The organism is Actinopolyspora sabaoui, assembly GCF_051225635.1.
Classification (GTDB): Bacteria; Actinomycetota; Actinomycetes; order Mycobacteriales; family Pseudonocardiaceae; genus Actinopolyspora.
Genome location: NZ_JBMIHH010000011.1, coordinates 73,600 through 93,830, shown reverse-complemented (window position 1 = coordinate 93,830; position 20,231 = coordinate 73,600). Strand labels below are relative to the sequence as shown.

Below are 20,231 nucleotides of genomic sequence, written 5' to 3'. Positions count from 1 at the left end.
CGCAGAGGAGGACTCATGCGCAGGATACTCGGCGTACTGCTGGCGACTGCCGCGATGGCGGCGTTCGGTTCGTTCGGGGTGGCCAACGCGGCGGGCCCGAACCCGGTGGTGTTCGTGCACGGCTACACCGGCAGCGCCTCCAACTGGACCACCGCCCAGGCACAGTTCAGGCTCAGCGGCTACTCCAGCTCCGAGCTGTACGCCTTCGAGTACGACTGGAGCCAGTCGAACAAGCGGAGCGCGGCCGAACTCGCCTCGTACGTGGACAACGTACTCGCCGAGACCGGTGCGAATAAGGTCGACATCGTCAACCACTCGATGGGTGGCCTCGTCACCCGCTGGTACATGAAGGAGCTCGGCGGCCACACCGACGTGGCGAACTGGGCCTCGCTGGCCGGAGCGAACCAGGGCACCACCGCTGCCAGCGCGTGCCTGCAGTACGCCTCCTGCCGGGAGATGACGCCCGGGTCGGATTTCGAGGAGCGGCTCAACTCCGGTGACTGGACTCCCGGCGACTCCGACTACGCCACCTGGTACTCCCCCACCGACGGAGTCATCATCCCCTACACCAACACCAGGGTGTTGGGAGCGGACAACAACCACGTCGTCGGCCAGACCCACATCGGATTCCTGACCGACACCAGCGTGCTCGGCGAGGTCATCGACTTCTTCGAGGAGTGAGGAAACCGGTGGCGGGCCGTCCTCCGGGATTGCCACGCTCCGGCACAACGGAATCCCGCCGTCGCCCGAGGTGCCCACCCCCGCATCGAGGGTGACGACGGGATCCCCGGATCCGCCGAAAGTTCCACTGTGCCGCGCACGGCCCGCGCCGTGCGCGGCACCCTCACGTGTGATCGGGCTCTTCGCGGCTCTCGGACACCCACGGCTGGACACACCACGTGGCAGGACGGGTACTTTCGAATCATGGACGATTCCGGTGTTTGCTGGGCCGACGGCCCGTTGCTCGCCTTCGATCTGGAGACCACGGGCGTCGATACGGACACGGACCGCATCGTGACCGCGACGTTGATCTCGATCGTGCCGGGGCGCGATCCCGTTTCCAGCAACTGGCTCGCGGACCCAGGTGTCGAGATCCCGGAGGAGTCCAGCGAGGTGCACGGCATCACCACCGAGCACGCGCGCACCCACGGCAGGCCCGCGGCAGAGGTGGTGGACGAACTGACGACGACGCTGTCGGAGTCCTGGCGACCGAGCACCCCGTTGATCGCGTTCAACGCGAGCTTCGACCTCTCCGTGCTGCACGCTGAACTGCGCAGGCACCACGGACGTGAACTGCCGATCGCCGGACCGGTTGTCGACCCGTTCTGCATCGACAGGCAGCTCGACCGGTTCCGCAAGGGCAAGCGGACGCTCGGGGCGCTGTGCGAGCACCACGGGGTACGTGCCGACGGGGCGCACACCTCCGACGGGGACGCGCTCGCCGCGGCGAGACTGGCCTGGCGACTGGCCAAGAGTCACCCCGAGCAGGTCGGCGAAATCCCGCTGGATCAATTGCACGACAACCAGGTCGGCTGGTACCGGGCACAAACCAGGAACTTCGCGGATTACCTGGACAAACAGGCGGGTAGGGCCTCGGAACCGGCCGAACAGCAGCGACTGCGGCAGCGGGCCGAGCGGGTGCGCGAGGAAGCGGACTCCTGGCCGGTTCGTGGCCGTACGGAACCGAGCACCGTTTCGGGGGTGTGAACCGTGCCGGAACGCCACTGGCTCGACGTGCCCTACGCGGAGAAGGACGAGGCGAAGGCGCTGGGGGCTCGTTGGGATCCACGTGAGAAACGCTGGTACGCGCCCCGCCGGGGAATGTCGGCGCTGAGCCGTTGGGAGGCACTGCCGGAAGTACCGGAGCTGCTTCCCGGCGAGGACCGGGAGTTCGGCACCGGCCTGTTCGTGGACCTCGTCCCCTCCTCCTGCTGGTTCACCAACGTGCGCTCGTGCGTCGCCGCCGGGGACTGGGAAAGACTGCGGCGGATGATCGTGCGTCGTGCCGGAGCCGAGTGCGAGGTCTGCGGGGCGCGGGAGGATCGTTCGATCCCCCGCAGGCTGGAGGCGCACGAGCGGTGGTCCTACGACGAGACCGAAACGGTGCAGACGCTGCGGCGGTTGATCTGCCTGTGCGACGCCTGCCACACCGCCACGCATTTCGGGCTGGCCCGCGTGCGAGGTCTGGCGGAGACCGCGCTGGAACACCTGTGTGCCGTCAACGGGTGGAGCCGTGACGACGCCGAGGAACACATCGCGGGGATGTTCGAACTTTGGCACCGGCGTTCCACCCGCGAGTGGCGGTTGGATCTGAGCATGCTCACCCACGCGGGGATCACCGTAGTGCCGCCACCGGATGCCGAGCAGCGACCGGAGATCGCCAGGCAGCGGTTGGAGGAATCGGACCGGCCGGGCTGACGGAGAGTTGTGGTTCGGTGCCGCCGACCCTAGACTCGGCGCGATGCCCCAGGTTTCGGAGCTGGTCCGGTACCCGGTCAAGGGATGTGCCGGGAACCCGGTGAGTGACATCGATCTGACCTGGGCCGGACTCCGACACGATCGCCGTTTCATGGTCACCGACGGGAACGGGGTGTTCCGGACGCAGCGCGGGAGTCCGTCGCTGGCGACGGTCCGTCCCGAACTCGACCACGGCGGCGAACGGCTCACGCTTCGAGCCGAGGGATTCGAGCCGCTGCACCTGAACGTGGCCACCGAACCGCCGCGTCGTGACGTGACGCTGCACGGCGTGAACTACCGGGGGATCGACCAGGGGGACGCGGTGGCGGAATGGTTCTCCGAGGTGCTGGGGACGAACTCCCGATTGGTGTGCGTGCCGCCGGAGCACGACCGCATCACCGACGGGCTCACAGCGGGCAGTTCCGCCTATGCCGACAGCTGCCCGCTGCTGCTCCTGTCGGAGTCCACTTTGGAAGAATTGAACACCAGGCTGGCCGCCGGGGGCGAGCCCGGACTGCCGATGGACCGGTTCCGACCGAACATCGTGATCTCCGGTTGGCAGTGCCCCCACACGGAGGACCTGGCACGTCGGGTCACCATCGGCGAGACCGAACTGGGCTACGCGAAACTCGCGAAGCGTTGCGGGGTCACCAGGGTCGACCAGCGAACCGGCGTCAAGGCGGGCCCCGAGCCGATAAGAACACTGGCCGAGTACCGGACCTCGTCCACCCGAACCGGGGTTTTCCTGGGAAGCAAGTTCGCGGTGCTGCGCCCGGGGAAGCTCTCACTGGGTGATGAGGTCGTCGACGACGCGTGGGGCGAGTCGGAGCTGTAGCCGCGCCGACGGCAGGCGGGCCGCCCACTTCGAGCACCCGGGGCCATTACCGAGGACTGACCGGTGGTGCTGACCGAGCCGTGAGTACCGCGCATCACGAATATATGCTGACAGATATTGCCATCTGTCATCGCATGGTTGACAGTGGGAAGTATGAAACGACACGCACTGGGCAACACCGGACCCGAGGTCTCGACGGTCGGCCTCGGCCTGATGGGGATGTCCGACTTCTACGGACCCGCCGACACGCAGGAGAGCCACGCCACCATCGACGCCGCCGTCGAGGCGGGTATCAACCTGCTGGACACCGGCGACTTCTACGGCAGCGGACACAACGAACTGCTGCTGCGCGAGGTGCTACGGCGGCACGACCGCGACTCGCTGGAGATCAGCGTCAAGTTCGGCGCGATGCGCGATCCGGACGGCGGGATCGTCGGGTTCGACGGCAGCCCGGCCGGGGTGAAGAACTCGCTGGCCCAGACCCTGCAACGGCTGGGTACCGACCATGTCGACATCTACCGGCCCGCGAGGCTCGACCCCCGTGTTCCGATCGAGGAAACCATCGGGGCGATCTCGGAGATGGTCGAGGCGGGCTACGTCCGCCACATCGGACTGTCCGAGATGGGCTCCGAGACCATCCGACGGGCCGCCGCGGTGCACCCGATCGTGGACCTGCAGATCGAGTACTCGCTGATCTCGCGGAGTATCGAGCGGTCGATCCTGCCGACCTGCCGGGAACTCGGCATCGGCATCACCGCCTACGGCGTGCTTTCCCGTGGTCTGATCTCCGGCCACTGGAGCAGGGAGCCCCAGCAGGAGGACGCACGCGGCCACTACCCCCGGTTCCAGGGCGAGAATCTGGAGCGCAACCTGGAGCTGGTCGAGCAGCTGCGCTCGATCGCGCGGGAGAAGGGCGTCGAGGTCGCGCAAGTGGCGATCGCCTGGGTACTGGCGCAGGGCTCGGACATCGTGCCGCTGATCGGGGCCCGCCGCCGCGACCGGCTCACCGAGGCGCTGGGCGCCCTGGACTTCGAGCTCTCCAACGACGAACTGGCCTCGATCGAGCGCGCGGTACCGCCGGATGCCGTGGCCGGACAGCGCTACGACGAGGGTGGTATGGCACTGCTCGACAGTGAGCGGGACACCCCGGACGGCTCCTCGTGACCGAAGCACTCACCGCCGGACGGATCCTCGAAGCGGCGGAGGAGACCCTCCGCCGCTTCGGGCCCGGCAAGACGACAGTGGTGGACGTGGCCCGCGCACTCGGGGTCAGTCACGGCAGCGTGTACCGGCACTTCCCCAACAAGGCCGCGCTGCGCGACGCCGTGGCGGAACGCTGGCTGGAGCGGGTCAACACGCCGCTGCGACCGCTGACCACCGCCGAGGGCTCGGCCACCGAACGGCTCCGGAACTGGCTGGAGCTGCTGAGCACGACCAAGCGCCGGATGGCACGGGAGGACCCGGAGCTGTTCGCGACCTACCACGCGTTGGCCACCGAATCGCGGGAAGTGGTCAGGGTGCATCTGGAAACGCTGGCCGGGATGATCGCGCGGATCATCTCGGACGGCGTTTCCCGTGGCGAGTTCGAGGTCGAGGAGCCGCACCGCGCCGCGCGGGCGGTGCTGACGGCCACCGCGCGATTCCACAACCCCGCCCACGCCTCCGAATGGGACGATCCGGAGCTCGACGCGGAGTTCGAGGAGGTATGGGCGTTGCTGCTGCTGGGTTTGGCGAGCGGACGCCGGTAGGACTCGCTCGGCTCTCCGTGCGGGAGTCTCGCTCGAGGATGTCGCTCCGCGGCACCCACTCCGCCGCGGAGCCAAGACGACGCCCCGCGAACGGGGGCACGACGTAACGTCATTTGATTGTGCACAACCGACTGCTATGCTGCGCACGTGTCGGACCGAACGGACGAAGCGCGGGAACCGGGCGGCGAGCCGACGCCGCCCGCGGATTCCGAGCAGCTGCTGCGGCTGGAGCGCCAGCTGTGCTTCGTGCTGCACGCCACCTCGCGTGCGTTCGACACGCTGTACCGGCCGGTGCTGGCGGAACTCGGACTGACCTATCCGCAGTACCTGGTGATGCTGGCCGTGTGGGAGCACGGCGAGCGCAGTGTCAAGGAACTGGGGCACTCGCTACGACTGGACTCCGGCACACTCTCCCCGCTGCTGAAACGGCTGGAGAAGGCGGGGTTCGTACGGCGAGAACGCAGTCCGGCCGACGAGCGCTCGGTAGTGGTGCACCCCACCGAGGAGGGCATCGCGCTGCGCGAGCGGGCCGATGACATCCCGCGGCGGATCCTCAGCGCCACGGGGCTGGACGAACAGCAGCTCAGCGAGCTGCACGGCGCGCTGAACAGCGTCACCTCCGCCCTGGACAAGGCCGCCGAGGAGATCGACCGGCAGGAATGAACGACTCCCACCGGTCCCCGGCTTTCCACCGTTCCCGTTCCGCCTCGGCAGTCGGCGCCGCCGCGAGTTGTTCCGCTCTCGACTTCGGGGCAGCGTCAATTTCTCGCGAAATCGCCACTTCGATGGGGCGGTGCGACCCCGTGAGCGTCGATTTCTCGCGAAATCGCCGCCCCTGCAGGGCTCCCGCCGAACTCCCACCACCTACGCAGTTGGCGCCGCCGCGGGTTCTCTCGGGGTGCTCTCGCGAGGAAGGCCCGACGTTGTGTAGGTCGCTACCCGATGTCGGGCCTCACCGCAGCGAGAGCCCGCGAGAGGTTCCGCCACCCGAGCCGCTACGGCAACCGGGCGGGCCCGTCACGATTTCTCAACGCCTGCGGCGCAACTCCTTGCGCTCCAGGTCCGGCGGGGTCCAGCCGACATCGGCCGGGTTGAGCGTGGTTCCGGGCAGCACGATCTCGTCGATGCGGTCCAGCGTCGCCGCGTCGAGGCGGACGTCCGCCGCACCGAGCTGGGACTCGAGCTGTTCCATGGTGCGCGGACCGATGATCGGCGCGGTCACCGTCGGGTGACTGAGCACGAACGCCAGCGCCAGGTCCACCAGGGTGATCCCGGAGTCGGCGGCCAGTCGCGCCAGCTCCTCGACGGCGTCGAGCTTGCGCACGTTGTCCGGCTTGCTCGGGTCGAACCTGTCGGGCATGAAGTTGGCCCGGTGGGTGTTCGGCGCGTCCTGCCCCCGGCGGTACTTGCCGGAGAGCCAACCCCCGGACAACGGGCTCCACGGGAGCACACCCATGCCGTACTCGCGGGCGACGGGCAGCACGTCGGCCTCGATTCCCCTGGTCAGGATCGAGTAGGGCGGCTGTTCGGTGACGAACCGCTCCCGCATGCGCTGTTCAGCCACCCAGTGCGACTCCACGATCCGGTGGGCCGGGAAGGTGGAGCAGCCCGCGTAGCGGATCTTGCCGTCCCGGATCAGGTCGGTCAGCGCCCCCAGCGTCTCGTCGATGTGTGTGTCCGGGTCGGGCCGGTGGATCTGGTAGAGATCGATATGGTCGGTACCCAGTCTGCGCAGGCTGTCCTCCACCTCGCGGACGATCCAGCGGCGCGAGTTGCCGCGCTGGTTGGGGTCCTCGCCCATGGGCGCGTGCGCCTTGGTGGCCAGCACGACGTTGTCCCTGCGGCCGTCGGCGAGGGCCTTGCCGACGATCTCCTCCGACTCGCCGTGGGAGTACACATCGGCTGTGTCGATGAAGTTGATGCCCGCGTCCAGCGCGCGGTGGATGATTCGGATCGAGTCGTCGTGGTCGGGGTTGCCCCAGGCACCGAAGTTCATGGCCCCCAGGCACAGCGGGCTGACCTTGACTCCGGTCCTACCGAGTGAAACGTGGTCCACGAGTGTGGTCCTCTCCTGTCGTCGCTCGTTCCGTTCGGTTCAGCCGGTGCTCACCAGCGGTTCGTGTACGCCACGGTCGATCGTGCCGCCGCGCGTCGGGCCCCGCCCGGTGGGAAGCGCCGGGCGGGGCCAAGCCGCTCGGTCCGGGCGAGCCGATCGGACTCCAGCCGATCACGACATCCCTTCCTACGGAAGCCTCGTGCCCCGGGGACAGTTCACGCCGTCCACTACGCCACGACATCAATTGCGCACAATATAAACTAGGCCATTTTAGTTGTGTACAATGAAGTTGGTGTCGCTCGCCGGCCGGAGCGAACGAGATCCCGAAGAACCCCGAACCCGGGAGAACAAGCAGTTGTCACTGCCCGAGACAGCACGAGAGATACGGCTCGCCGAACGACCCAACGGGTGGCCCACCGACAAGACCTTCGAGACCGCCACCGTGCCGGTGGGCGAACCGGCAGCCGGACAACTGCTGGTGCGCAACCTGGTGATGAGCGTCGACCCCGCCATGCGCGGCCAGATGGACGACCGCCCCTCCTACGTGGCCCCTTACCAGCTCGGTGAGCCCCTGACCGGCGCGGCCGTCGGCGAGGTGGTCACCTCCGCTGCCGAGGGATTCCAGCGGGGCGACCTCGTGATGCACGTGCTCGGCTGGCGCGAGTACGCCGTGCTCGACGCCGGAGCCGCGACACGGCTGAACCCGGAACTGGCCGAGCCCAACGCGTTCCTCGGCGTGCTCGGCGCACCCGGTCTGACCGCCTACACGGGACTGTTCGAGATCACCGGACTGCGCGAAACCGACGTCGTGTTCATCTCCGGCGCGGCGGGTGCCGTGGGCTCCATCGCCGGACAGCTCGCCAAGCTGCACGGAGCCCGGAAGGTCATCGGCAGCGCCGGTTCGGACGAGAAGGTCCGTCACCTCACCGAGGATCTCGGATTCGACGCGGCGTTCAACTACAAGCGAGGGTCGGTTCACCAACAGCTGACCGAAGCCGCCCCCGACGGCATCGACGTCTACTTCGACAACGTCGGCGGCGACCACCTGGAAGCCGCGATCCACACCATGAACGACTTCGGCCGCATCGCCATGTGCGGCGCGATCTCGCAGTACAACGAAGTCGACGCCCAGCCGGGTCCACGCGGCATGTTCCAGATGGTCAGCAAACGACTCACCGCGCGTGGCTTCATCGTCATCGACCACTTCGACAAGTACCCGGAGTTCATGACCGAGGTCGGTGGCTGGCTGCGCCAGGGGCGGATCCGCTACGAGGAGACCGTGCTGCACGGGCTGGACAGGGCACCCCAGGCGTTCCTCGGCGTGATGCGCGGCGAGAACACCGGCAAGATGCTGGTCGACCTGCGCTGAGCACACCCGCTCACCGACGAATCGTGAATTCGACAACCCACGTGATTCGGAGTTCGCACACTTGAAGGCAACACTGCTCCACGGCCCGAAGGACATCCGCGTAGGAGAGGTCCCCGACCCCGCGCTGCGGGAGAGCACCGACGCGATCGTGCGGGTGACCCACGCCTGCATCTGCGGCAGCGACCTGTGGCCCTACCGGGGAGTCGGGCTCGGCTCCGCCGACGGAACGGTCGCCGAACCGCAGCGCATCGGCCACGAGTTCCTCGGCGTGGTCGAGGAGACCGGCTCCGAGGTGAACTCGCTGCAACGCGGCGAGGTGGTGGTCTCGCCGTTCACCTTCTCCGACGGCACCTGCGAGTTCTGCGGCGACGGGCTGCACACCTCCTGCGTCAACGGCGGCATGTGGGGCTCCGACGGGGTGGACGGCGGCCAGGGCGAGGCCGTGCGCGTGCCACGGGCGGAAGGAACCCTGGTCCGGCTGCCCGGCGGGGCCGACGAGGCGCTGAGCGCCTCGCTGCTCACCCTCTCCGACGTGTTCAGTACCGGCCACCACGCTGCCGTGTCCGCCTCGGTGAAACAGGGCTCCACCGTGGTGGTGGTCGGTGACGGCGCGGTCGGACTGTCCGGCGTGCTCGCCTCCGCCCGCCTCGGCGCCGACCGGATCGTCATCATGGGCAGGCACACCCCGCGTACCGACCTCGCCAAGCGGTTCGGCGCCACCGACGTGGTGCCGGAACGGGGCGCCGAAGGCATCGAACGGGTTCGCGAGCTCACCGGCGGGCACGGCGCCCCGCACGTGCTGGAGTGCGTCGGCACGGAGGACTCACTGGCCACAGCAGTGGGCGTGGTCCGCGACGGCGGGTCGATCGGCCGGGTCGGCGCGCCGACCTACCCCAACATCCAGCAGGCGGCCGAGACCTTCTTCCGCAACGTCACCATCAGCGGCGGAGTGGCGCCGGCGCGCAACTACATCCCGGAACTGCTGCCGGACGTGCTGGAGGGCAAGGTCCAGCCCGGCCTGGTGTTCGACAAGACGGTCGGGCTCGACGACGTGGCCGACGGCTACCGCGCCATGCACGAGCGCGAGGCGCTCAAGGTGCTGGTGCGGCCGTGACGGCCACCGGGATCAGCGGTCCCGGACTGGAATGACCGGCCCCTCGGCGGGATGACCGGCCCCTCGGCGGAATGAGCGGTCCGCCGGCACAGCACGGTGTTCCGCGAGGAGCGGAGACCGGCCCTCCCGAGCGTTCGGGGCGTTCGGGAGGGCCGCTGGGGTCAGCCGCGCGTGTTGTCCAACAGCGGCGAGACCGCCTCGATCAGCCGTTGGGCCGCCTGCGTGTCGGTCTCACCGGTGGGCTGGATCGTCTCGAACTCGCCGAGTTCCACCCCCACCGTCTCGTGCTCGGCAAGCATCCCGGCCACCGCACGCAACCGTTCGAGCGTGAGCCCGCCCGGCACCCGGTAGTCGGTGGCCAGCACCCCCGGTTCGAGCACGTCGCAGTCCAGGTGGAAGTACACCGGTCTGCCCGCGATCGCGGTGCGGAGCTTGCCCACCATGTCCTCACCCGCGGAGACCGCGCTGATCGTGCCCTCGGAAAGCAGTCGCTGTTCCGGCTCGTCGATGTCGCGCACACCGCCGAGCACGATGTTGCCCGGCGACAGCTCCCCGCCGAGCCCGGAGTCCCACATCCCGCTGGCCCCGGCCAGCACCATGCCACCCAGGTAGCCACTCTCCGAGGTGGCCGGGGTGTGCAGGTCGGGGTGCGCGTCCAGCCAGACCACACAGGCATCCGGACGGTGGCGGGCGACCACCGGCAGCGTCGCCAGTGCGACCGCGCACCGGTTCAACGCGGTGACCGGCCTGGCACCCGCGTCCAGCAGCGTCTCGTAACGGGCCGCGAGCCTGCGCAGCTCCGGCAGCGCGGCGGTGAGTTCGGTCTCCCAACCCGCGTTCAGCGCCGGACGCGACTGGCCGATCCGCGTCAGCCCTGCCCGCATGTAGCGGGCGAGTTCGGTGCCCAGGACCCGCGCCCCGGCCATGGCACGATCGTTGTGGTCCCCCGCGCGTCCGTGGAACGCCGTGAGTGCCGACTGCGACTCCGTGGGTGCCCCGGGAAACTCCGGGAACTCCGAGCCTTCGCCTGCCGACATTCGCCCCCTCCTCGTCTGACGGCCGAGTTACGTCGAACAACAGCATCCTATTGGGGGATTAATCGACGGTGACGAGGAGTTGTCCACGGCCCGGCGAGATCACCGGCCGGGCAGCGCCAGCAACCGGTCCGCGATGGTGACGAGGTCGTCGCCGGTCACGTCGGGCGCGTCGAAGACGTCGCCCGGTTCGCCCTCAAGCCGGGAGCACCAGCCCGAGGTGCAGCCCGCGCGCTTGGCGCCGTGGCAGTCCCAGGCGTGCACCGCGACCAGTGCCATGTCCCGAGGTGCTACTTCCAGCTGATAGGCGGTGGCCCGGTAGACAGTGGGCGAGGGCTTCCAGGTGCCCGCCTGGTCGGCCGTGACCACCCGGTCGACGTACTGCTCCAGGCCGACGTTGGCCAGGAACCTCGCGGTGTTCTCCGGACTGCCGACGGTCAGGCAGCCGACGCGTATGCCGGACTCGGAGAGCTTGCGCAGCGCGGGTTCGGCGTCCGGGTGGGCGGGCAGATTGGCGAAGCCGTCGAGCACGTGGTCGATGTCGGCCTCGCTCGCGGTGTGTTCGCTCTCGGTTCGCAGCGCCTGGCGGGCTACGGCTGGGAACGAGGCGAACTCGCCACTCAACGCCAGCGCCAGCGCGTCGCGCTGGAACCGCAGGAACCAGGGGTGCAACATCTCGGCCGGTTGGCCGATGTCGGTGAAGCGGGTGTGCAGCGCGCGCAGATCCAGCAGGGTCTCCAGCACGTCGAAGGCGACTGCCACGGGCCTGGTGCTCATCGAACTACCTCCGTCTCGGTTACTGCCGGGGGTTACCGGCGCCCGAACTCTACATACCGGTTTGTATAGTTACAACTCATGGTGGAGACGAAGCAGAGTGGGTCGGGGACCAGCGAACCCGGCTCGGCCAGGCAACGCATCCTGGAAACGGCATCGCGGCTGTTCTACGAGTCCGGCATCCGGGCGGTGGGGGTCAACACGCTCGCGGCGCGGGCCGGGGTGACCAAGGTGACGCTGTACGCGCACTTCGGCTCGAAGGACGGGCTGGTGGCCGCGCACCTGGCCGAGCGGGACCGGCGCTGGCGGGAAACCCTGGAACGCGTCTCGGCGGGACGCGAGACGGCCGAACAGCGACTCTCGGCGGTGTTCGACGGTTACGAGGAGTGGACCGTGGCGGACGGGTTCCGGGGGTGCGGATTCGTCAACGCCGGTGTGGAACTTACCGATCCCGAGCACCCCGGTCGCGAGATCATCGAGCGGAACAAGGACGGGATCCGCACCTGGCTGGCCGATATCGCCGAGGACGCGGGGTGCCCCGATCCGTCCGATGTGGCCGAGGAGTGGTTCCTGCTGCTGGAGGGAGCCGTGGTACGCGCGACGCTGCGGCAGGACGCCACCCCGCTGCACCGGGCGCACCGAGCGGCGCTCCGGCTGCTGCGGGAAGAAGCGGACGGCTGAGGCGGTTCCCGCGCCAGGGGCGTGTCAATTTCTCGCGAAATCTACGCGGCACCTGGGCAGGTCAACTTCCCATCCGATCGTAGGCCGAGCGCCGCCCGATCAGCATCACCGCACTGACCACGATCACTGCGCCCCAGGTCAACTGGAACATCGGACCGAACACCCGCGAAACATCGATCACGAGCAGAAACCGGGGTACGAGCACCGCCGCACTCCACGCGGCACCGACGAGCACCGCCGCCAGACGATGCTCGATCCAACTCCCCAGCAGCAGTGTCACCAGTACGAGCGCGAGACAGGGCAGCAGCCAGGCAGCAGCGGCCATGCCCCCGGTGGGAAAGACGAAGCCCATACCCAGCAGGAGCGGGATTGTCACTGCCAACACACTGATCGTGCGAAGCAACAACAGTCGCAGCCCCGAGTACGGAGTGGTCAGCGTGAGTTCGTAGGCAGGGTCCATACCCGGCCCGTAGCTCAACGTTACTCCGGCCAGGGGGAGCAGGGGGGCGTTGAGAAGCAGCACGGCACCCGCTTGTTCCGGGCCGCTACTGAACAGGCTCAACGCGGCCGCACAAGCGACGACGAACACAGCCGCGACCAGCCACGGCAAGCGCAGGACGGGAGCCACGGCGAGCAGTCGCCGGATACGCGGCCGGGAACTCGTGGTTCGAGGTTCCGAAGCTGTTCGAGAAGTCGCTTCACCATTGGTGTGGCTGAGGACTCGCTCGCGCACACTCTCGATCCGCGGTGCCAGTTCGGTGTTCGCCACGGCTTGAGCGACCCGCTCGGCACACATCGCGCACTCGACGAGATGCGCCTCCACGGACCAGGCCTCGGGATCTCCGATCCTCCCGGAGACATACGCGTCCAGCTGCTCTCCGGGCACGTGCCAGTCCATAATCAACCCCTGCCGTAGTTCCTCGCGAACGTCATGCCAGGGCCTCCCGCAGCAGAACTCGGGCACGGCGGGCACGTGTCTTGACGGTCCCCTCCGGAATCCCGAGAGTGGTGGCCGCTTCGGCTGTGCTCATACCGTCGATGATCGTGGCCCGCACCACGGCCCGGAGTTCCGGTGACAAGCTGTGCAGCGCCGCACCCAACTCACCGTGTTCGACACCGCTGAGCGCGTGCTGCTCCGCCGAGGGACTCGTACGGGCGGTGTCGAGCACTTCGCTCGCCTGTTCGGGCCTGGCGCCCCGTGCCCGCTGCGCGTCGATGAGGCGCCGAGCCGCGATGGTCCAGATCCAGCCACCCACGTTTCCTCGCTTGTACCGCTTGGAGTCACGCCACACGCCCAAGAACGTGTCTTGGGCGACTTCCTCGATGACCCCCCGGTCGGAGCAACGACGCTCGAGTCTGAGGAACAGCCACGGCGCGTGCCTGTCGTACAGTTCCGCCAGCGCTTCCGGGTCCCCGTTGGCAACAGCCCGCATCAGCCGCTCGTCGGACGGTCGCCCGCGCCTCATAGCCCGCACACTCCCTGTATCGGACGAAATATCCGTAGCGGTTTTCGCGGGTCGCTCACTGCCTGATCACCGAGGCCGTACCGCGAACGGCGATGAGGGTGGTGCCCAGCACACAGAGTCCGCAGGCGAGCCACCAGGAGGCTTCAGCCGTCGGGGACAGCACCGGCCACAGGAGCACTCTGGTCCAGGGCGCGGTCACCGAGGAGAAAACCCATGTGACGAGGGCATAGGTGAGCGGGGCTGTCCAGGAAACCCACGCTCCGACCAACGCAGCGGTCAACAGAGCCAACCCGCCGAACCCGAGGAAATCGCGCAGCACGACCGCGTCGAACCCCAACGTGCCGTGCCGATGAAAGAACGCCACGCTCGCCAGCGACACACCACTTCCGACTATCCCCACCAGCGCATGCCCGAGGTGCCACCGCCACCACGGCGCACCGGCACCGGCGTCGAGCTCCGGACTCGGAGTGGCGAAACTACCGGCCAACAAAACCGCCGCGAGCACCACCACGAACATCAGGACGACTCTCGGCAGAGTCCATCCCAACCATTGTCCGTGCCAACCGCCGCAGAGGAGTAACAAAGCCATCCCGCGAACCAGCGGGGGAACGTTCCGCGACCGCAGATACAACCACAGGAAACGACCGGACACCATCAGGAAACCCGCAATCCCTCGGCGGCGGAAACATCGCATCGCTCAGCGGCGAGCAGATAGCGGCTCAGCCATGCATGTCGTTCGTCGTCGGGAAACGTGGCCAGATAGTCGGCGATCTTCGACGCTGACTCACCCGTCCGCCCGAGCAGCCAGTCCCGCACTCCGTGTTCCAATCGCGGTACCGGAGAGACGTACAAGGGTGTTCCCGGCGAGAAGGGTGGCGAACACCGCCAACCGGCTGCTCGCTCGGCGAGCTTCTCACCGGCAGTCGAAGGACGCGGCGAAGAGCACTCGATTCGGTCCAAGTAAGCACGACAGTTCTGCGGCCAGACGTACGCACTGGCGGAACCCGAATCGGCTGCTCCGAGCGGGGCCACGGTGGGAAGATCGGCCAGCCGCGTTCGGACCGGTTTCGTCGAGGCAGCCACAGCACTCGGAGCCACACCGATCTCGTTCGGTACGCAAACACGCACGCTGCCGTGGCTGCAGCTCAGCAGCGTGCTCGCGGTGTCGATGCGCCAAACCTGGGCTCGCGCCAACGGGCTCGCGACCAGCACCGCGAGAGCCAGCGGTATCACCGCGAGCAGGCGGCGTCGTGCCGTGGCCACTACCAGCAGTGCGGCGGTCAGCGCCGCGAACCACAGCGCGGCGGCGGGCGCGAACCACCACACCGGTCGATCCCAGAGTCCGACGCTGGATCTATTGCTCGCGATGGTGCCGTAGGTGGGCTGCGGTAGAACGGACAGCAAACCGTGAGGTGCCCACGAGCCGAGAGCGAGCGTGCCTACGAACGCCACGACAGCCGACACCGGAGCGGTGAATCTGCCGGGAAGATACGTGCCCAGGACGAACCCCAGCGCAGCGTAGGCAGCCACTGTGGCGAGAGACGCGGCCAGGATCCCGAACATCGGCGGTCCGGAAACCGCCTCCTTACTGAGCACCCCGAAAGCCACCAGCGCGGGCAAGCAAGAAACGACGGTCCACATCAGCACGGGAACCCAGGCAAGCAACGCACGCTGGAAACGTGCACGCGGAGTGGATCCCAGCAGTTCAGCTACGCCTCTTCGGCGTTCCCTCCCCGCCCGCCACGCCGCGACGGCCAAGGCCAGTGTGCTCGTAAGCACGAACATCGGAGTCATGTTGTAGAAGATCGAAGTGGACCAGTCGAAGCGCTCCCCTGCCACGTTCCGCAGGGTCTGGGCCAAAACCAACCCCGAAACGAGCAGCAGCAATGGAGTGATCCAGATCGGCAGGCCGCTGCGGCGAACCTCGTGCCACAGCACACGCGCGGTCATGCCCCCGTCCTTTCCCGAGAACCGCGCAGCGCCGCGGTGTAACCACGTTCCAGAGTGGTGTCCCCACTCGGGACGTCAGCTGCCCCGGAAGTGGCCAACTCGGCCAGTTCGCTCGGTGTTCCCCGGAAAATCAGCTTTCCACCGTCGAACAGGGTGACCTCGTTACAGGCGACGGCGACGTCTTCGACCAGGTGTGTGCTGACGATGACGGTGCTGGTCGATCCGACGTCCCGCAGCAGTTCGCGGAACTCAACCCGCTGCTCCGGGTCGAGTCCGGCCGTCGGCTCGTCGAGCAACAACAGCTCCGGGTCGTTGACAATCGCCTGCGCGATACCGGTGCGGCGCAACATTCCGCCGGAGAGCTTCTTCAGCTTGGAGCCCGCACGATCGGTCAGACCGACCCGCTCGATCGCACGTTCGACGGCTTCCGGAACACGGTCCTTGGGCATTTCCTTGAGCCAGGCCATGTATTCCACGAACTCCGTCACCGTGAACCCCGGGTAGTAGCCGAACGTTTGGGGCAGGTATCCCAACCGCCGACGCGCTCGTTTACGGCCTTCCTGTTCGGCGGTGTCATGGCCGAGAAGCTCGACGCTGCCCTCAGACGGTCGGACAACCGTCGCCAGCGTGCGCATCAAGGTGGTCTTGCCCGCACCGTTCGGCCCGAGCAAACCGTGGATACCGGTCCCCATACGCAGGTCTATCCCGTTCAGCGCGAGCTTCCTGCCGTATCGCGCCCGCAAGCCCTCCACCCTGACAGTCACCATGTCGAGCCTCCATTCACACCAACGACGAAGTGCGGGTTGTAGCGGGCTCGCGGCCGTGGCGTCTCCACGAGAACCGTCGTCATCCTGCGCACCCACGCCGCCCTGCCATGAGCTCGTCCTTCACATCCCGCGCACTTCCCTATCGGACAGCGGACCCGGCACGGTTTTCCCGAGTTGGCCGCCGCCTCTTCGGAGAATGCGCTTGGGCATGGTCGATGGGGCTGGGTGGGAGGTAAGAGCTCACCTACCAGGCAGGACAAGGCCGAGAGGCCGAGCTGAGAAACGAAGGATCAGAGCCTCACAGGCTCCGAATCGTTGTTCAGCAGGGTTTTACCATGCCGGGGACATAGCGGCAGTGGCGTTGCGGAGGAGTCGAAATGGCCCCGACCGAGGAACTCGACGCGGCACGGGAACGGCTGGGGCAACTCGGCCGTGTTCCGGAGTCGGCTTCGGCGAGCGTGACGGCGCTGCTCGGTTGGATACGAAAGATCGAGATCACCGACGAGACCGAGCAGCAGTGGCGCGATCTCGTCATCTCAGCGGAGAAGCTGGACCCCAGCGATGCGGCGGCGTTCCTGGCGCTCACCCAACAGCTGAAAGAAGCTCCCACCACACCCCCACCGCCCCGCGGCTGGCTGCTGGCCGACTTGGCCGTGCTCGACTGCGCCCGCGCCATCAACGCGGCCTTCCCGGAGGAAACCGCGCAGGAAACCGAGTCCAGCTGAGGGACCGCATCCGGCCTCGCGAGCCCCTTCGCTCTCCGGCACCGCACGGCGATTTCGCGAGAAATCGCCGCCGAACGGGGTTTTCGGAATTCCTACATAAATCCGACGGCCAGCAGCATGAGTTCGGGAACGAGCAGCCCCGCCGCGCCGGCGAAGAGCACCGCTCTGCGCACCGCGATGCGCTCCGGCAGCGAAGCACGCCGGGTCAACCCGCACAGCAGGAACGACAACGGCGCGCCGAGGAGCATGATCGCCCACACGTAGAAACCGAATCCCCCGAGCAGGATCCAGCCCGCTTCGGTGGACTCGTAGTCCCAGTCGGTCGCGACACCAGCCGTGAGATAGAACCCGACCATACTCGTCACCAGCAGGACCGGTGCGGCCACGGCCACAATCGTCCCCGCCGTCTCGGTCGCCAGCCGGAACCGACCGGCTCCGACCGCCCCGCGTCCCCCTACAGCGGTCCTCTCCCGGGACATGCCGCCAGAATCGGACCTCACCCGAACAGTGACATCGGCAGGACTACTCAGATCCCCTCGCGTTCTGACCACTCCGGAGCTCAAGTTCCGCCTCCACCCCCGTGGAGAGTGCTCCGGCGCGGTAACGGCGGCGGTGGAGTTCTGCGGTTCGCCTCCACGCACGTGGAGAACACTCCGCGACCTGCGACGTTACAACCGCAGCCGCACGTTTTCACATCGCCAAAGCAACGAGAAACCTCCACTCACGATCACGAGCCCCCAGTCGGACCGCACCACAGTATCCACGAACCAGCCACAGGAGACCGGGCACACCAGTTTCCGTGATACTTCACCGGAACCGAACCACACCGGATCTCGACGGTTCCCACTGAACATCACGCACAGTTCCACGAACGCCGTGTTGGGATTCCTCGCGAGACCTCAAAGCGCGGTGACGCGCAACACGTCGATCAACAACATCCGCTCACCAACGGTATACATGAGCAAACCACCATCGAAAGCGGCCTTCCATTGGTCACGACCTTTGTCATAGGTTCCCGTATGCGGATTCACGCGCAGTTCGTCCGTACGCTTTCTGATCGCCTTCTGAGTTGGTCGAGGGAGGTCTTCAAACGTCTGAATGGCGTGTTCGCTCCAGCGAATACTGTATTGAGCCATCACTGCAGCGTGAAACTTCCGTCGTCGTTCTGAACATAAAATCCGGTCTCGTCGCCTTCCTCGAACAGGCGGCGCATCATTTCCCTGTCGTGCTCGGTCGGCGGATTGGCCGCACTGGTGGCAGTGGCCCACCACTCGGTGAACTGCTCCTCGGTGAACCCGTACTCCCGCTCCAGATCGAACTTCATGAGCTCATCCGACTCGCCATACAGCCGCAACGCCTCCCGAACATCGTCCAGGTCACGCTCTACCACCAAGGGCCCAGAGTTCATCCGGAACATGGCGCGAAGTATGCCAACACCTCCAGCGGCCCCGCACCCACGACTGACCGGTATCACCCGTCTCGGTCCCCCAGCGACACACATGACCACCCCATCGAGTTGCCGATGGTTCCGTTGGGAAGCTCCCTACCGACAACACGGGTCCACGGCCGGCGCCCGAACCAGCGACGCCGGGCACCGGCCGAGAGCGCACGCGCGGGAGCTCAGGGGCGCTCCTCCAGGGGAGTACCGCCGGTCCCCCGAGCAACGGAACCTCCCGGGGAGCGGGGCGGCCGGTGTTGGCTGGAGGGTGCCGAGGAGTGGTGCGACGTCCGGAACGCGGGCGCGAGGAGAACTCGCCGCTCGCGCGGTCCGGGAGAAATCGCACCCATCGGCTCACGCCGCACAGCCCCGCCGGGGCTCCGGCGACCACAACGCCGGGAAGAGACTCCAGATCAACCGGGAGAAACTTGCGAACCGTCAACGCCTACGCCGCGCCGTCGGCCACCGAGCCACTGGCACCAACCACCGTCGAGCGCAGGGATCTCGGGGCGCGCGACGTGCTGATCGAGATCAAGTACGCGGGGATCTGCCACTCCGACATCCACCACACCCGTAGCCACTGGAAGCAGGAGAACTACCCGCTGGTTCCCGGGCACGAGATCGCCGGGGTGGTGACCGAGGCGGGTTCCGAGGTCACCGAGCACGCGATCGGTGATCGGGTCGGCGTCGGGTGCATGGTCGACTCCTGCCGGGAATGCGACAACTGCCGCGCGGGACAGGAGCAGTACTGCCTGAACGGCAGCACACTCACCTACGCGGGGATCGACGAGGAAGGCAACCCCACGCAGGGCGGGTACTCGACGCACCTCGTCGTGGACCAGGACTTCGTGCTGCGGATCCCGGAGGGCATCGGGCTCGCCGAGGCGGCGCCGCTGTTGTGCGCCGGGATCACCACCTACTCCCCGCTGCGGCAGTGGAACGCGGCAGGCAAGCGGGTCGCGGTCGTCGGTCTGGGCGGCCTGGGGCACATGGCGGTCGGGCTCGCCTACGCGATGGGCGCCGAGGTGACCGTGCTGTCGCAGTCGCTGAAGAAGCGAGACGACGGGCTGCGGTTGGGTGCCGACCACTACTACGCGACCTCCTCGCCCGAGACGTTCACGGAGCTGGCCGGGTCGTTCGACCTGATCGTGAACACGGTGAGCGCGAGCCTCGACTTCAGCGCCTACCTGTCGCTGTTGACGTTGAACGGCACCCTGGTCAACGTCGGCGCTCCACCCGAACCGGTGTCGCTGAACATCTTCGCGTTGCTGGGCAACCGGCGCTCCATGTCGGGCTCGATGATCGGGGGAATCCCCGAGACGCAGGAAATGCTGGACTTCTGCGCCGAGCACGGGCTCGGCGCGGAGATCGAGGTGATCGGCGCGGACCGCATCAACGAGGCCTACGAGCGGGTGCTCGCCTCGGACGTGCGGTACCGGTTCGTCATCGACGTGGCGACGCTGGCATGACCGTCCCAGTGACGTGACGGGCCCAGCGGCACGACCAGCCCGCCCTTCCGCACGGACTCGTGCGGAAGGGCGGGCCAACCACGGGAAGAATTCCCGAAAAATTATCACATACCCACCTGAATCCTAACCCCATCGCATGATTTCCGAGCCACCCCCTACTGCGTCCGACCGGATTCCAATAATCTCTTCGATCGAAAGGCAATACGCACTCACCCGAATGTCGGACACCGCCCCAGGGAGGCACGGAATTGAGTGGCGAACAGCAGCGTTGGATACTGGCTTTCGACGGATCATGTGCGACATGTCAAGAAATTTCCGACACAATAGCGCGAGCGTGTGACGGCAAAC

Annotated in this window: 23 protein-coding genes; 12 read left to right on the top strand and 11 right to left on the bottom strand. The window is 67.4% G+C overall.

Features of this window, described 5'->3' with window-relative positions:
• Positions 1–15 precede the first annotated feature (15 nt).
• From ACOQFL_RS19470 to ACOQFL_RS19440, 7 genes are all read left to right on the top strand, one after another.
• A complete protein-coding gene (locus tag ACOQFL_RS19470; protein WP_435545632.1) occupies positions 16–681 on the top strand; it encodes an esterase/lipase family protein in 666 nt (221 codons plus the stop codon).
• Between the two features lie 243 nt (positions 682–924).
• On the top strand, positions 925–1,707 hold the full coding sequence (locus ACOQFL_RS19465; RefSeq protein ID WP_435545631.1) for a DUF6381 family protein: 783 nt from the start codon (positions 925–927) through the stop codon (positions 1,705–1,707).
• 3 nt (positions 1,708–1,710) lie between these two features.
• On the top strand, positions 1,711–2,418 hold the full coding sequence (locus ACOQFL_RS19460) for a DUF5710 domain-containing protein (protein WP_435545630.1): 708 nt from the start codon (positions 1,711–1,713) through the stop codon (positions 2,416–2,418).
• A gap of 43 nt (positions 2,419–2,461) precedes the next feature.
• Positions 2,462–3,292, top strand: a complete 831-nt coding sequence (locus ACOQFL_RS19455; protein ID WP_435545629.1) for an MOSC domain-containing protein — start codon at positions 2,462–2,464, stop codon at positions 3,290–3,292.
• Between the two features lie 153 nt (positions 3,293–3,445).
• Complete coding sequence (locus tag ACOQFL_RS19450; protein ID WP_435545628.1) at positions 3,446–4,456, top strand: aldo/keto reductase; 1,011 nt, start codon at positions 3,446–3,448, stop codon at positions 4,454–4,456.
• Positions 4,453–5,040, top strand: coding sequence for a TetR/AcrR family transcriptional regulator (locus ACOQFL_RS19445; protein WP_435545627.1), 588 nt, complete (start codon positions 4,453–4,455; stop codon positions 5,038–5,040). Before ACOQFL_RS19450 ends, ACOQFL_RS19445 begins: the two co-directional genes overlap by 4 nt.
• A 147-nt stretch (positions 5,041–5,187) precedes the next feature.
• A complete protein-coding gene (locus ACOQFL_RS19440) occupies positions 5,188–5,703 on the top strand; it encodes a MarR family winged helix-turn-helix transcriptional regulator (RefSeq protein ID WP_435545626.1) in 516 nt (171 codons plus the stop codon).
• Between the two features lie 364 nt (positions 5,704–6,067).
• Here the strand turns inward: ACOQFL_RS19440 and ACOQFL_RS19435 are convergent, their stop codons facing one another.
• A complete protein-coding gene (locus ACOQFL_RS19435) occupies positions 6,068–7,096 on the bottom strand; it encodes an aldo/keto reductase (protein WP_435545625.1) in 1,029 nt (342 codons plus the stop codon).
• A 355-nt stretch (positions 7,097–7,451) separates the two neighbouring features.
• Between ACOQFL_RS19435 and ACOQFL_RS19430 the strand changes: the two genes are divergently transcribed.
• Entirely contained in the window at positions 7,452–8,465 is a 1,014-nt protein-coding gene (locus tag ACOQFL_RS19430) for an NADP-dependent oxidoreductase (RefSeq protein WP_435545721.1), read from the top strand.
• Positions 8,466–8,526: 61 nt separating this feature from the next.
• A complete protein-coding gene (locus ACOQFL_RS19425) occupies positions 8,527–9,579 on the top strand; it encodes a zinc-binding dehydrogenase (RefSeq protein WP_435545624.1) in 1,053 nt (350 codons plus the stop codon).
• Between the two features lie 161 nt (positions 9,580–9,740).
• On the opposite strand, the gene ACOQFL_RS19420 is transcribed toward ACOQFL_RS19425, so the two are convergent.
• Both ACOQFL_RS19420 and ACOQFL_RS19415 read right to left on the bottom strand, forming a co-directional pair.
• Complete coding sequence (locus ACOQFL_RS19420; protein ID WP_435545623.1) at positions 9,741–10,616, bottom strand: arginase family protein; 876 nt, start codon at positions 10,614–10,616, stop codon at positions 9,741–9,743.
• A 99-nt stretch (positions 10,617–10,715) separates the two neighbouring features.
• Positions 10,716–11,390: a haloacid dehalogenase type II gene (locus tag ACOQFL_RS19415; protein WP_435545622.1), complete on the bottom strand. Its 675-nt coding sequence runs from the start codon at positions 11,388–11,390 to the stop codon at positions 10,716–10,718.
• Positions 11,391–11,468: 78 nt separating this feature from the next.
• Between ACOQFL_RS19415 and ACOQFL_RS19410 the strand changes: the two genes are divergently transcribed.
• Positions 11,469–12,068, top strand: a complete 600-nt coding sequence (locus ACOQFL_RS19410; RefSeq protein ID WP_435545621.1) for a TetR/AcrR family transcriptional regulator — start codon at positions 11,469–11,471, stop codon at positions 12,066–12,068.
• A 61-nt stretch (positions 12,069–12,129) separates the two neighbouring features.
• Here the strand turns inward: ACOQFL_RS19410 and ACOQFL_RS19405 are convergent, their stop codons facing one another.
• The 5 genes from ACOQFL_RS19405 to ACOQFL_RS19385 all read right to left on the bottom strand — a co-directional run bounded on the left by ACOQFL_RS19405 (position 12,130) and on the right by ACOQFL_RS19385 (position 16,251).
• Complete coding sequence (locus ACOQFL_RS19405; protein ID WP_435545620.1) at positions 12,130–13,041, bottom strand: anti-sigma factor; 912 nt, start codon at positions 13,039–13,041, stop codon at positions 12,130–12,132.
• Positions 12,998–13,534, bottom strand: a complete 537-nt coding sequence (locus ACOQFL_RS19400; protein WP_435545619.1) for an RNA polymerase sigma factor — start codon at positions 13,532–13,534, stop codon at positions 12,998–13,000. Before ACOQFL_RS19400 ends, ACOQFL_RS19405 begins: the two co-directional genes overlap by 44 nt.
• A 55-nt stretch (positions 13,535–13,589) precedes the next feature.
• Positions 13,590–14,123, bottom strand: a complete 534-nt coding sequence (locus ACOQFL_RS19395; RefSeq protein WP_435545618.1) for a hypothetical protein — start codon at positions 14,121–14,123, stop codon at positions 13,590–13,592.
• Between the two features lie 65 nt (positions 14,124–14,188).
• Positions 14,189–15,484 (bottom strand): hypothetical protein, encoded by a 1,296-nt coding sequence (locus tag ACOQFL_RS19390; RefSeq protein ID WP_435545617.1) that lies wholly within the window; start codon positions 15,482–15,484, stop codon positions 14,189–14,191.
• Positions 15,481–16,251, bottom strand: coding sequence for an ABC transporter ATP-binding protein (locus ACOQFL_RS19385; RefSeq protein WP_435545616.1), 771 nt, complete (start codon positions 16,249–16,251; stop codon positions 15,481–15,483). The genes ACOQFL_RS19390 and ACOQFL_RS19385 overlap by 4 nt, the downstream gene beginning before the upstream one ends.
• Positions 16,252–16,628: 377 nt before the next feature.
• Here ACOQFL_RS19385 and ACOQFL_RS19380 point away from each other — a divergent pair, with 377 nt between their 5' ends.
• Positions 16,629–16,976, top strand: a complete 348-nt coding sequence (locus ACOQFL_RS19380) for a hypothetical protein (RefSeq protein WP_435545615.1) — start codon at positions 16,629–16,631, stop codon at positions 16,974–16,976.
• Between the two features lie 92 nt (positions 16,977–17,068).
• Here ACOQFL_RS19380 and ACOQFL_RS19375 read toward each other — a convergent pair whose 3' ends face one another.
• The 3 genes from ACOQFL_RS19375 to ACOQFL_RS19365 form a co-directional block, all read right to left on the bottom strand.
• Entirely contained in the window at positions 17,069–17,455 is a 387-nt protein-coding gene (locus tag ACOQFL_RS19375) for a hypothetical protein (protein ID WP_435545614.1), read from the bottom strand.
• 420 nt (positions 17,456–17,875) lie between these two features.
• Positions 17,876–18,112 carry a type II toxin-antitoxin system RelE family toxin gene (locus tag ACOQFL_RS19370; RefSeq protein WP_435545613.1) on the bottom strand — a complete coding sequence of 79 codons (237 nt, stop codon included), beginning with the start codon at positions 18,110–18,112 and terminating at the stop codon, positions 17,876–17,878.
• Positions 18,112–18,384 carry a hypothetical protein gene (locus ACOQFL_RS19365; protein WP_435545612.1) on the bottom strand — a complete coding sequence of 91 codons (273 nt, stop codon included), beginning with the start codon at positions 18,382–18,384 and terminating at the stop codon, positions 18,112–18,114. The genes ACOQFL_RS19370 and ACOQFL_RS19365 overlap by 1 nt, the downstream gene beginning before the upstream one ends.
• Positions 18,385–18,842: 458 nt before the next feature.
• On the opposite strand from ACOQFL_RS19365, the gene ACOQFL_RS19360 reads away from it, so the two are divergent.
• A complete protein-coding gene (locus ACOQFL_RS19360) occupies positions 18,843–19,883 on the top strand; it encodes an NAD(P)-dependent alcohol dehydrogenase (protein WP_435545611.1) in 1,041 nt (346 codons plus the stop codon).
• The last annotated feature ends 348 nt before the right edge of the window (positions 19,884–20,231 follow it).

Bases quoted from the DNA above. Each gene is read 5' to 3' on its own strand.
- ACOQFL_RS19420 (WP_435545623.1), bottom strand. From the start codon at position 10,616: ATGTCGGCAGGCGAAGGCTCGGAGTTCCCGGAGTTTCCCGGGGCACCC.
- ACOQFL_RS19410 (WP_435545621.1), top strand. From the start codon at position 11,469: ATGGTGGAGACGAAGCAGAGTGGGTCGGGGACCAGCGAACCCGGCTCG.
- ACOQFL_RS19465 (WP_435545631.1), top strand. From the start codon at position 925: ATGGACGATTCCGGTGTTTGCTGGGCCGACGGCCCGTTGCTCGCCTTC.
- ACOQFL_RS19375 (WP_435545614.1), bottom strand. From the start codon at position 17,455: ATGTCCCGGGAGAGGACCGCTGTAGGGGGACGCGGGGCGGTCGGAGCC.
- ACOQFL_RS19365 (WP_435545612.1), bottom strand. From the start codon at position 18,384: ATGAACTCTGGGCCCTTGGTGGTAGAGCGTGACCTGGACGATGTTCGG.
- ACOQFL_RS19380 (WP_435545615.1), top strand. From the start codon at position 16,629: ATGGCCCCGACCGAGGAACTCGACGCGGCACGGGAACGGCTGGGGCAA.
- ACOQFL_RS19400 (WP_435545619.1), bottom strand. From the start codon at position 13,534: ATGAGGCGCGGGCGACCGTCCGACGAGCGGCTGATGCGGGCTGTTGCC.
- ACOQFL_RS19390 (WP_435545617.1), bottom strand. From the start codon at position 15,484: ATGACCGCGCGTGTGCTGTGGCACGAGGTTCGCCGCAGCGGCCTGCCG.
- ACOQFL_RS19370 (WP_435545613.1), bottom strand. From the start codon at position 18,112: ATGGCTCAATACAGTATTCGCTGGAGCGAACACGCCATTCAGACGTTT.
- ACOQFL_RS19450 (WP_435545628.1), top strand. From the start codon at position 3,446: ATGAAACGACACGCACTGGGCAACACCGGACCCGAGGTCTCGACGGTC.
- ACOQFL_RS19385 (WP_435545616.1), bottom strand. From the start codon at position 16,251: ATGGTGACTGTCAGGGTGGAGGGCTTGCGGGCGCGATACGGCAGGAAG.
- ACOQFL_RS19455 (WP_435545629.1), top strand. From the start codon at position 2,462: ATGCCCCAGGTTTCGGAGCTGGTCCGGTACCCGGTCAAGGGATGTGCC.
- ACOQFL_RS19395 (WP_435545618.1), bottom strand. From the start codon at position 14,123: ATGGCTTTGTTACTCCTCTGCGGCGGTTGGCACGGACAATGGTTGGGA.
- ACOQFL_RS19470 (WP_435545632.1), top strand. From the start codon at position 16: ATGCGCAGGATACTCGGCGTACTGCTGGCGACTGCCGCGATGGCGGCG.
- ACOQFL_RS19415 (WP_435545622.1), bottom strand. From the start codon at position 11,390: ATGAGCACCAGGCCCGTGGCAGTCGCCTTCGACGTGCTGGAGACCCTG.